Genomic DNA, 10,714 nt, shown 5'->3' with positions numbered 1-10,714 from the left:
GGACTCAACCCACTCGGCGGTCTCTTCCGGATCACGATCAGGCAGCTGGTTAGTCAACCCGCTGAGGATATGGGAGGTATCTTCTCCTGCAGCCACGGCGGCCTCTTTTCATCGTTGAATGGTTTTTGCATTTTCGTAGTGTGAGAAAACTTTATTGCTATACGAGATTACCGAGAGGCGGGTGGGCGGTCAACAAACCGCCCCTGCTGCGCCGCTCCAGGCGGCCCGCCTCTGCGACCGAACCAATTATGACCGGGACGGCTCCCGCGGCTGCTTGACCATGAGTGACTCAAGTCATACTCTTATTCCACCATTCAACATCTTCATTCCGTGATGTGGAAAACGGCAGTGATCGCAGATCCGAGCTCACCACCGCGGAAAACCTGGAACCGGAGATCCCTATGCAGACCCCTCCACCGGTGGGCGTTGATACGGCTCCTGACCTGACAGCGCAGTCAGAATCTTCCGCCCACACCGCCGTGGGCGTTGAAGCACTTTGCGAGTCAGCAAGCGCAGCATCAGGCCAGGCCATCAGCCCAACCCTCTACAACGCAGACCTTGCCCCCACCAAACGTGCCGGCCGAAGCTGGTCCGGCTACAGCATCTTCACCCTTTGGGCCAACGATGTCCACAGCCTCGGCAACTATGCCTTCGCCATCGGGCTGTTCGCCTTGGGGCTCGGCGGCTGGCAGATCCTTCTCGCCCTCGGCATCGGAGCGGCTTTGCTCTTCGGCCTCCTGAACCTTTCCGGATTCATGGGCGTCAAGACCGGCGTTCCGTTCCCGGTCATGAGCCGAATCAGCTTTGGCATCCGCGGGGCCCAGATTGCCAGCCTGCTCCGCGGAGCGGTCGCCGTTGCCTGGTTCGGCATCCAGACCTACCTTGCCTCCGTGGTCTTCCGCGTGATGCTCGTGGCAATGTTCCCGTCCCTCGGCGGCCTGGACAAGGACTCCATTCTTGGACTGTCCACCCTGGGCTGGATCGCCTTTGTCATCCTTTGGGTGGTCCAGCTGGTCATCGTCAGCTTCGGCATGGAGATGATCCGCAAGTACGAGGCCTTCGCCGGCCCGATCATCCTGGCCACCATGGCAGCCATCGCCGTTTGGATCTTCATCGAAGCCGGCGGCGCCATCGCCTGGTCCTCGGACAACGCCCTCGAAGGGCCCGAGATGTGGCTTACCATCTTCGCCGGCGGTGCCTTGTGGGTCTCCATCTACGGCACGTTCGTCCTGAACTTCTGCGACTTCACCCGCTCCGCCGTCTCCAAGAAGGCGGTGGTCCGCGGAAACTTCTGGGGCATCCCCATCAACATGCTCGTCTTCGGCGCCATTGTTGTGGTCATGGCCGGCGGGCAATTCAAAATCAACGGCACCATCATCGAAAGCCCCTCGGACATCGTCCAGACGATTCCCAACACGCTTTTCCTTGTGCTGGCCTGCCTCGCCCTGCTGATCCTGACCATCGCGGTCAACCTCATGGCCAACTTCGTCGCGCCTGTCTACGCCCTGACCAACCTGTTCCCCAAGCGGCTGAACTTCCGTAAGGCGGCCATCGTCAGCGCGGTCATCGGCCTGGTCATCCTGCCGTGGAACCTCTACAACAACCCGCTGGTGATCGTGTACTTCCTGGGCGGCCTGGGTGCCCTGCTCGGCCCCCTGTTCGGCGTGGTGATGGCTGATTACTGGCTGATCCGGCGCGGCAAGGTCAATGTCCCCGAGTTGTACACCGCCTCCGAGGCCGGAACGTACTACTACCGCAACGGTGTCAACCCGAGGGCGATCATCGCCATGGTGCCGGCGGCCGTCGTCGCACTCCTTATTGCTTTCGTCCCGGCACTGGCCTCGGCAGCACCCTTCGCATGGTTCTTCGCCGCCGGCATCGCAGCGGTGGTGTATTTCTCCATTGCGGACCGGTCCCAGCGGCTGGAAGACCGCGACGGCGAGGCCATCGCCGTCGCCAGCACCCACTGAGCCAGCACCACTGAGTAAGGAAATCCCAATGCGCATACTCGTTGCGAACGTCAACACCACCGAGTCCATGACCCGCTCCATCGCCGCGCAGGCACGCAGCATTGCGGCGCCCGGAACGGAAATCGTGGGGATAACGCCGCGCTTCGGTGCCGACTCCTGCGAAGGCAACTTCGAAAGCTATCTTGCAGCCATCGCCGTGATGGACGCGGTGACCCACTACCCGGAGCCGTTCGACGCCGTCGTCCAGGCCGGTTATGGCGAGCACGGACGGGAGGGACTGCAGGAGCTGCTGGACGTTCCGGTGGTGGACATCACCGAGGCAGCGGCCAGCACCGCCATGTTCCTGGGCCACAAGTACTCGGTGGTCACCACCCTGGACCGGACCGTTCCGCTCATCGAGGACCGGCTCAAGCTGGCGGGCCTGGACGCCCGCTGCGCCTCGGTCCGGGCCAGCGGCATGGCCGTTCTGGAACTCGAGGAGGAGCCGGAACGCGCGGTGGAGGCCATCATCAACCAAGCCATGCTCGCCGTAACCCAGGACAAGGCGGAGGTGATTGTGCTCGGGTGCGGCGGGATGGCAGGCCTGGACGAGCAGATCCGGCAGCGCGCAGGAGTGCCGGTGGTGGATGGTGTGGCATCAGCCGTCGCGATCGCCGAATCCCTGGTCCGCATGCGACTGTCCACATCCAAAGTCCGGACCTACGCTGCACCGCGGCCCAAGACCGTCATAGGCTGGCCGCTGAACAGCACGGACGTGCCGGCGTCCCTTTAGGCGGCTCCCTTCAGGCGTGGCGGCTCCATCGGCAGTACAGGAGAAAATTGTGAACCAACCCCAACAGCCCGGGCGTGTCGCCGTGGTTACCGGAGCGGGTTCCGGAATCGGCAGGGCCGTGGCTCGCCTGCTCCTTGCCGATGGTTACGCCGTCGCCCTCGCCGGGCGGCGCGAGGCGCAACTTGTTGAGACAGCAGGCGGAAACGGGCACGCGCTTCCGGTCACGTGCGACGTCACCCGGCCCGACGACGTCGAGCACCTTTTCGAGGCCGTCCGCCGGCGGTGGGAGCGGGTGGACCTGCTGTTCAACAACGCCGGCGTGTTCGGGCCGGCCGCGAGCGTGGACGAGATCTCGCTGGAGGATTGGGATGCCACGGTGGCGGTGAACCTCACCGGCTCCATGCTGTGCGCTGGGGCAGCCGTCCGGGCCATGAAGGCGCAGGAACCCCAGGGCGGACGGATCATCAACAACGGATCCATCTCCGCCCACTCGCCCCGGCCCCGGACAGTGGCGTACGCCGTCACCAAGCACGCGATGACGGGCCTCACCAAAAGCATTGAGCTGGACGGGCGGGGCTTCGGGATCACGTGCGGGCAGATCGACATCGGCAACACGGCTACGGAGATCATGGACACCATCGGGGTGGGCGAGGGCGCGCTCCAGGCAGACGGCAGCCGCCGGGTTGAACCCACTTTTCCTGTTGAGGATGCTGCCCGTGCGGTCCTGATGATGGCCAACATGCCTCCGACGGCCAGTGTTGGGTCAGTGGTGGTGACCGCAGCCGGCATGCCCTTCATCGGCCGCGGCTGACCTTTTGGGCAAAACCCGGAGAGGGTGGGCTAAAGGGGGAGCAGGGCTGAGAGGTCTGCGCGCAGGCCGGAAGCGGCCACCCTGCCTGCAGCGACTGCCTCCGCCCAGCTCAACTGGCCGGTCACCATCCCCAGCCAGGTGGCGGCGTCGCACTCAATCACGTTGGGAGGCGTTCCGCGGGTATGCCGCGGCCCCTCCACGCATTGGGTGACGCCGAAGGGCGGGACCCGTACCTCCACCGAATTACCCGGCGCCCGTGCAGTGACTTCCTCCAACGTGTACCGCACGGCAGTGGCCAGGGTGGCCCGTGGAACCGGAGCGTCCAACGACAGCTCCGCGGCTTTCCGCCACGCCTCCACCGCTGCGGCGCCTTCTTCAACGTCGATGCGACGGCGGGCTACTGGCATGTTTCCGGCTTCCTTCAGGTTGGGTGCAGTGGCAAAGGCAATCAGAGTATCGCGGACAGTCGGAGGGACGGAACCGCGGCCGAGGCGCCGGTAGCATCGGAAGCACCATCGTCTGAACAGAACGGAGTTACCCGTGCGCGAGCTCCAGCGCGAACTTCAGGGCCAGGGCATTCCGTTCCTCTCGGAAGCAGAGGAAGGAACCACCGGGCCGGCAAGCTTCGTCGTGGTGGATCCGGACGGCAATCCGGTGATTGTGGACCAGCACGTCTGAACCGGCCACCTCAGGTGGAGAGAGCCGGCGCTCAGTCCAGGAGCGCCGAAACTGCCGGGCCAAGACGGATCTGCCCCACCGGGCGGCCGCCGCCCAGCACCGGTTCCACCACTTTCTCTAGGACGCTCGCAACCCCTGGAATTTCCACGGCGCCAGCGGCCGCGAGAAGGGTCAGGGCCACCAGTGAGGTGGCCCGGACATTCCCGTCCAATATTTTGACAGCCACGGAGACACCCTGCGGGGTGGCCATGGCTAAGACGCCTTCGGCACCAACCTTCGCGATGATCTCCAGCTCGTCCATCACCAGGGTGTTGGCCTCCCCACGGCCCTGCACCGCCCACGGGTAGTCCAGCATCGACGTTGCGATGGTGGCCGCCCGGGCGTTGAAGCTCTGGTCGCCGGGCGCCTTGGCCAACTGCGAGAAGCCCCGCGCCAGGCCTTTGAGCGAAACTGCGGCCACGGGCGCGCCGCAACCGTCGATTCCCAAGTGGGCGATCTTTTCGTCCGTGTACTCCTCGATGACGGTGCGGACCCGCTGCTGCAGCGGATGGTTGGGCTCAAGGTAGCTGTGGGTATCCCAGCCGTTCTCGGTACATGCCCAGAGGAAAGCCGCGTGCTTGCCGGAACAGTTGAAGGCCAGCCTCGTTTTTCCGCGTTCGGAGCGCACAAGCCAGTTGCGTGCGGTTTCATCCTGCGGCCATGCCTCCGGGCACTGCAGCTGGTCTTCCCGCACGCCGGCCGCCTTGAGCATCCCGGACACCACGTCCATATGGTCCAGTGAACCCACATGGCTCGCGCAGGCCAAGGCGACCTGGGCGGCGCGGAGGGGCACGCCCGACTGCATAGAGGCCAGCGCCTGGAACGGTTTCAGGGCGGACCTGGCGAAGATCGGTGTGGTGATGTCTCCAAGCTCTGTAACTACTGACCCGTCTGCTGCGAGCAGCACGGCGGAACCGATGTGCCGGGACTCCACGAAGCCGCTGCGCTCGATCACGGCCAGTTCGACGGCGGAGTCCACGGTGAAGGTGGCGTGCGGATTATGCGGCATGTTGCCAGTCTAGGGGCCTGCATCCCGGAAGCCGGGCTACTCCACGGTGACCATCACCGACTGCCAGCCGGAGGCGCCGTCGGGAACGGGATCGGCCCGTTGTTCAGTCTGCACCTCGCCGGAGCCGTCGGTGGCACGCACTTTGATGTAATGCGGCCCGCGTGTGGCGTCCCATTCATAGGACCACTGGCGCCAGGTGACCAGTGAGGCCTCGGTGGACAGATCCGCCTCCACCCACTCGGCGTTGTCAATCTGGATCTCCACCTTGGTAATGCCGCGGGTCTGGGCCCAGGCGGTGCCGCCCACGGCGACTTTTCCGGCGGGGACTTTTGCGAAGGACTTGGGAACATCCACCCGCGCCATTGTCTTGATGGGCCCGCGCTCGGACCATCCGCGGTCCGTCCAGTAGGCCTTGCTGTCCGCGAACCTCGTAACCTCGAGGTCCACCACCCACTTTGTTGCCGAGACGAATCCGTACAGGCCCGGAACCACCATCCGCACGGGGTAGCCGTGCTCAAGCGGCAGTGGCTCATCATTCATGCCCAAGGCCAGGATGGCGTCCCGGTCGTCCTGAAGGACCTCGAGCGGGGTTGACGCACTGAAGCCGTCAACGGAGGTGGACAGCACCATGTCCGCACCATCCTTTGGCCTCGCCCGTTTCAGCACCTCCCGGATGGGCAAGCCGAGCCATTTGGCGTTGCCGGCGAGGTTTCCGCCCACGGGGTTGGAGACACAGGTGAGCGTGACGTGCGATTCGATGAGGTCGGCGTCGAGCAGGTCCTGGAACGTGAGCCGAAACTCCTCCTCCACCAGCCCATGCACCCGCAGCTCCCACTCGTCCGCGTTGATTTCCGGGACGCTGAGGGCGGTGTCAATGCGGTAGAACTCACCGTTGGGCGTCACCCACGGCGCGACGCCCGGCACTGGCGACTGGACGCCGGCGGGAACGGCCGCCGCGGCCCTTACCGGCGCGGGAAGCTGCAGGGCGTCCCGCGCTTTGGCAATGTTGCTTCGCGCGGCACCAAGGAAACGGCCGCCCGCGGCAGCGATGCCCGCAGCAGCGGCAGTAATCCCAGCCGTAGCGAAGAAGCGACGGCGGCTCGCCCCCGGGCGCGGCGTGTCGCCGGCAGCGTCTGCGGGGGCTTCAGGCCAGGCTTTCGTCGTCCACAGCGGCTCGATCAGGAAACGCAGGGCCGCCAGGCCCGCGAGGGTCCCCAGCACTGACGGTATGGCGTCCACCGGCTCCACCCCCGCCCGGGTGACCACGCTGGCCACGATGACCGCACCCATGAACAGGACGCCCAGCACGCCCAGCGCCCAGCGGCGGTATGCCACCACTCCCAGCGCACCGGCCAGGACGGTAATGGTCAGGCCCATGCCTACGAAGAGTGCGGCTTTGTCATTGGTGCCGAACGTGGCGATCGCATAGTCCTTCAACCAGGAAGGAGTGAAGTCGATGAACGTTGACCCCAACGCCAGCACGGGTGTGGCGCGGGCAGTAAAAAACGCTCCAACCAGCTCAGCCACGGCAAGAACGACGGCGGCGGCCACCACGCCTGCCAGCGCGGCCATGGCAGTGGGACCCTTGAGCCGATTCGAAAGCTTTTTCATGACATAGGTTCGGAGCGGAGCGGGCCGGGGATTGTTTTCCAGGGCTGACACAGCTTAGGAGCGGGCACGGTGCACAAAGTACCCTTGGAGACTGTGAAGGTACTCGTCATCGGCCCCGGAGGCCGCGAACACGCCATTGTCCGCTCCCTGCTCGCCGACCCCAACGTGTCCGAGGTCCATGCAGCTCCCGGCAATGCCGGCATCAGCAAGCTGGTCCCCACCCACAAGATCAACGGCAATGACCCCGACGCCGTCGCCGCCCTGGCCACCAAGCTCGCCGTGGACCTCGTGGTAGTGGGCCCGGAGGCGCCGCTCGCAGCGGGCGTTTCCGACGCTGTCCGCGCTGCCGGGATCCCGGTATTTGGCCCCAGCAAGGCGGCCGCGCAGCTCGAAGCGTCCAAGGCATTCGCCAAGGAAATCATGGCCGAGGCCGGCGTACCGACTGCCATGGCCATGGTCGCCACCAACGCCGACGAAGCCGCCTCAGCCCTGGACACCTTCGGCGCACCTTACGTGGTGAAGGACGACGGACTGGCCGCGGGCAAGGGCGTGGTGGTCACCAGGAACCGTGACGAAGCCCTCGCCCATGCACAGTCCTGCTTTGACGCCGGCGGCTCCGTGGTGATCGAGGAGTTCCTGGACGGCCCTGAAGTTTCCGTCTTTGTCCTCTGCGACGGCCAGAACACGGTGGCTCTCTCACCGGCCCAGGACTTCAAGCGGATCTTCGATAACGACGAAGGACCCAACACCGGCGGAATGGGCGCCTATACGCCACTGGAGTGGGCGCCCGAAGGCCTCGTCCAGGAAGTCATTGACCGGGTGGCGCAGCCCACCGTCAACGAGATGGCCCGCCGCGGAACACCCTTCGTGGGTGTCTTGTTCGTGGGGCTGGCGCTGACCTCGCGCGGTACCCGCGTCATTGAATTCAACGTCCGCTTTGGCGATCCGGAAACGCAGGCGGTGCTCGCCCGGCTCAAGACGCCCCTCGGTGCGCTGCTCCTGGCAGCAGCCAAGGGCGAACTGGACAAGGCAGAAGAGTTGCGCTGGGCGAAGGAAACGGCAGTCGCCGTCGTCGTTGCGTCCGAGAACTACCCTGACACTCCGCGCACTGGCGACCGCATCCGCGGGCTGAAGAAGGTGGAGGAGCTGGAGGGCGTGCACGTGATCCATGCCGGCACCTCCTTGGACGAGTACGGCAAGGTGGTTTCCGCCGGTGGCCGCGTGCTCGCCGTCGTGGCGCTCGGCAGCGACCTGGTGGAGGCACGCGAAAAAGCGTACGACGGCGTGGAGCTGGTTCAGCTGGAAGGCTCCCAATTCCGCAGCGATATCGGCGGCAAGGCCGCTCGCGGCGAGATCAAGGTCCCGTCCGCGTCCACCCGTTCCCTGCCAGTGACGAAAGCGAAGGCCTAGCATGAGCGAAATACCTGCAGCACGCGGCTTCAACGCCAGGACACTTGACCTGCCCGGCTGGACCCACGTCTACTCCGGCAAAGTCCGTGATCTTTACGAACCGGCCGACGAGTCCATCCTGCAGCGCGTTGGCCAGGACTGCGTGCTGGTAGTGGCCAGTGACCGCATCAGCGCGTTCGACCATGTCCTCACGAGCGAGATCCCTGATAAGGGCCGCATCCTCACGCAGCTGAGCCTGTGGTGGTTCGACCAGCTGGAGGTGGAGCACCACGTGCTCGGCTCCACAGTGGAGGACGGCGTGCCCGAGGCAGTCGAAGGCCGGGCCATGATTTGCAAGAAGCTGGACATGTTCCCCGTCGAGTGCATTGCCCGCGGCTACCTGACCGGCTCCGGGCTGCAGGAGTACCGGGAGTCCGGCACCGTTTGCAGCATTCCGCTGCCGGAGGGCCTGGTGGATGGCTCGCGGCTGGAACAAGCCATCTTCACGCCGTCGGCCAAGGCGGAAGTGGGCGAGCATGACGAGAACATCACCTACGACGCCGTGGTGGCCATGGTGGGCGATGACATCGCTGCCCGGATCAGCGACCTCACCTTACAGATCTACACGACGGCGGAGGTGGTGGCCCGGGAGCGTGGCATCATCCTGGCCGACACCAAGGTGGAGTTCGGCTACGACGCAGTCTCTAGCTCAATCACGTTGGGCGATGAGGTCCTGACCCCGGATTCCTCACGGTTCTGGGATGCCGCTACCTACCAGCCGGGACAGGCGCAGCCCTCCTATGACAAGCAGTATGTCCGGGACTGGCTGACTTCGGCCGAATCTGGCTGGGACAAGGCTTCCGATATTCCGCCGCCGCGGCTGCCGGAGGACGTCATAGCGCGCACCCGCAGCCGCTACGTTGAGGCCTACGAGAAGCTCACCGGAAACACCTTCGCCTGATACCGTCGCCGACGGAGCCCCAGCTGCTCCCGTCGGGCGGTGTGCGGCCTAACTGACCTTGGTGGCAGCCGCTGCCCGCTGTTGGGCCAGCTTTATTTCCAGGACCGCGTCCAGTGCCTGCTGGACGCGGTCTGCTGCTCCTGCCGCGCTGAAGGCCTTCTGGGCTTCCTCGAGGTACACAAGGGCTTCGTCGGACTCGCCCGCCGCCTTCAGCGACTTGCCCAGGAGGAGGGAAACTTCTCCTGCCGTGTGCTTGGCGAGGGCGTCGCGCTCGCCGTGGATTTCCCGGAGCTTCTCGACGGCGGCAACAATGTCACCGGTCAGGTACAGCCAGCGGGCGCGGATGAAGGCGACCTCCAGCTCATCGCTCTTGGTTCCACTGACGATGGAAAAGGCAAGCTCAGCCCGCTCGATGGACGAGAGTGTTTCAGGTTCTACTATTCCGGACGACAGGCGTACCGCTGCGGAAGCTTTGTTGAACCGGGCCCATAGCTCAATGTCGTTGGCCGGTGACAGCAGTTTCGCGGCACGTTCGTGGTGCTTGACGCCTTCCACATAGTCGTGCCGCATGAATGCCACGTTACCGATCACCCAGGCCACCTCACCGGCAAGTTGCGACATTGCGTTCTCATCTACCTGCGCGAGCAATTCCTGGCAATACTTCCAGGCTTCATCAAGGCGGCCGCTTTCGGCCAAGGCACCGATCAATGCCCGCAGCGCTCCGACAGTGATGATGGAGCCCTTGGGTAACTGCCCCGCGAAGGTGACGGCTTCCAGTGCATGGTCTACCGCAGTGGTCAGCTGGCCCTGGCGCTGGTAAACCACGGCGAGCATTTGACGGGCACGTGCACCCAACCCCACCGATTCCTTTGCCATCGGGTGCTCCAGCAGCCTTTCCACCAGCTGCCTGCATTCCAGCAAGTCGCCATGCTTGAGCAGGCACTCGGCCTGCATGTAGCTCATGTTCCACCAGGCGCTGGTGTTTCTGCCGTCCAGTGCAATCTGTGCAGCTGTGGCGGCATGGCTGGCGGCGAGCGGGTAGTCCCGCAGGTCCCAGGCCTGGCGGGCGTAGAGGCCGGCCAGAACGTATTCAGCGTCGCTGAGGGTGATCGGCTGGCTCCAGGCCTCCAGCGCCTTGGGCGCGAGCTCCAGCCTGCGTGCCAGTTCTTCTATCACCTCTGCTGTTGGCTCTCTACGGCCTGTTTCCAGTAAAGAGATGTAGCTGGGTGAATACAGGTCCTTGCCCAGTTCCGCCTGTGTTAGCCCCCGCTCGAGTCGCTCCGCCCGGAGCTTCTCCCCGAATCCGTTGCCCACGGGATTCCTCCTTTCCGCACAGGTTTCCGTTTAGCGCTTGACAGCCCCTGTGGAAAACATTTTACAATGTATGTCAACAAGGACAGTGCTGGCTTTGTAACGAATCCGACTCGTATTGAGGAACATATATGTTGAAGAAGATTGCAGCGGCAGCCGCCCT

10 protein-coding genes are annotated in these 10,714 nt (G+C 64.6%); 6 read left to right on the top strand and 4 right to left on the bottom strand.

Annotation, left to right across the window (positions count from 1 at the left end):
- Positions 1–401: 401 nt before the first annotated feature.
- From AC5RWX_RS25435 to AC5RWX_RS25425, 3 genes are read left to right on the top strand one after another with little or no spacing between them, the layout of a single operon-like run.
- Complete coding sequence (locus tag AC5RWX_RS25435) at positions 402–1,970, top strand: NCS1 family nucleobase:cation symporter-1 (RefSeq protein WP_494099064.1); 1,569 nt, start codon at positions 402–404, stop codon at positions 1,968–1,970.
- 28 nt (positions 1,971–1,998) lie between these two features.
- Positions 1,999–2,742, top strand: a complete 744-nt coding sequence (locus AC5RWX_RS25430) for an aspartate/glutamate racemase family protein (RefSeq protein WP_494099063.1) — start codon at positions 1,999–2,001, stop codon at positions 2,740–2,742.
- Positions 2,743–2,791: 49 nt separating this feature from the next.
- Positions 2,792–3,553 (top strand): SDR family oxidoreductase, encoded by a 762-nt coding sequence (locus AC5RWX_RS25425; RefSeq protein WP_494099062.1) that lies wholly within the window; start codon positions 2,792–2,794, stop codon positions 3,551–3,553.
- 29 nt (positions 3,554–3,582) lie between these two features.
- Here the strand turns inward: AC5RWX_RS25425 and AC5RWX_RS25420 are convergent, their stop codons facing one another.
- On the bottom strand, positions 3,583–3,960 hold the full coding sequence (locus AC5RWX_RS25420; protein ID WP_494099061.1) for a sterol carrier family protein: 378 nt from the start codon (positions 3,958–3,960) through the stop codon (positions 3,583–3,585).
- A gap of 133 nt (positions 3,961–4,093) precedes the next feature.
- Here AC5RWX_RS25420 and AC5RWX_RS25415 point away from each other — a divergent pair, with 133 nt between their 5' ends.
- Complete coding sequence (locus AC5RWX_RS25415; RefSeq protein WP_494099060.1) at positions 4,094–4,231, top strand: VOC family protein; 138 nt, start codon at positions 4,094–4,096, stop codon at positions 4,229–4,231.
- A gap of 31 nt (positions 4,232–4,262) precedes the next feature.
- Here AC5RWX_RS25415 and AC5RWX_RS25410 read toward each other — a convergent pair whose 3' ends face one another.
- Entirely contained in the window at positions 4,263–5,279 is a 1,017-nt protein-coding gene (locus AC5RWX_RS25410; protein ID WP_494099059.1) for an asparaginase, read from the bottom strand.
- 36 nt (positions 5,280–5,315) lie between these two features.
- Positions 5,316–6,890 carry a molybdopterin-dependent oxidoreductase gene (locus tag AC5RWX_RS25405; protein ID WP_494099058.1) on the bottom strand — a complete coding sequence of 525 codons (1,575 nt, stop codon included), beginning with the start codon at positions 6,888–6,890 and terminating at the stop codon, positions 5,316–5,318.
- Between the two features lie 93 nt (positions 6,891–6,983).
- Between AC5RWX_RS25405 and purD the strand changes: the two genes are divergently transcribed.
- Together purD and AC5RWX_RS25395 are read left to right on the top strand one after the other, a co-directional pair.
- Positions 6,984–8,300 carry a phosphoribosylamine--glycine ligase gene (gene purD, locus AC5RWX_RS25400; protein ID WP_494099065.1) on the top strand — a complete coding sequence of 439 codons (1,317 nt, stop codon included), beginning with the start codon at positions 6,984–6,986 and terminating at the stop codon, positions 8,298–8,300.
- 1 nt (position 8,301) lies between these two features.
- Positions 8,302–9,240, top strand: a complete 939-nt coding sequence (locus tag AC5RWX_RS25395; RefSeq protein ID WP_494099057.1) for a phosphoribosylaminoimidazolesuccinocarboxamide synthase — start codon at positions 8,302–8,304, stop codon at positions 9,238–9,240.
- A 48-nt stretch (positions 9,241–9,288) separates the two neighbouring features.
- On the opposite strand, the gene AC5RWX_RS25390 is transcribed toward AC5RWX_RS25395, so the two are convergent.
- Positions 9,289–10,554, bottom strand: a complete 1,266-nt coding sequence (locus AC5RWX_RS25390; protein WP_494099056.1) for a helix-turn-helix domain-containing protein — start codon at positions 10,552–10,554, stop codon at positions 9,289–9,291.
- Positions 10,555–10,714 lie beyond the last annotated feature (160 nt).

Source organism: Arthrobacter sp. SPT-J7, from assembly GCF_059089965.1.
This window is presented reverse-complemented; position numbering and strand designations above follow the sequence as displayed.

Bases quoted from the DNA above. Each gene is read 5' to 3' on its own strand.
- AC5RWX_RS25435 (WP_494099064.1), top strand. From the start codon at position 402: ATGCAGACCCCTCCACCGGTGGGCGTTGATACGGCTCCTGACCTGACA.
- AC5RWX_RS25430 (WP_494099063.1), top strand. From the start codon at position 1,999: ATGCGCATACTCGTTGCGAACGTCAACACCACCGAGTCCATGACCCGC.
- AC5RWX_RS25405 (WP_494099058.1), bottom strand. From the start codon at position 6,890: ATGAAAAAGCTTTCGAATCGGCTCAAGGGTCCCACTGCCATGGCCGCG.
- AC5RWX_RS25420 (WP_494099061.1), bottom strand. From the start codon at position 3,960: ATGCCAGTAGCCCGCCGTCGCATCGACGTTGAAGAAGGCGCCGCAGCG.
- AC5RWX_RS25410 (WP_494099059.1), bottom strand. From the start codon at position 5,279: ATGCCGCATAATCCGCACGCCACCTTCACCGTGGACTCCGCCGTCGAA.
- AC5RWX_RS25395 (WP_494099057.1), top strand. From the start codon at position 8,302: ATGAGCGAAATACCTGCAGCACGCGGCTTCAACGCCAGGACACTTGAC.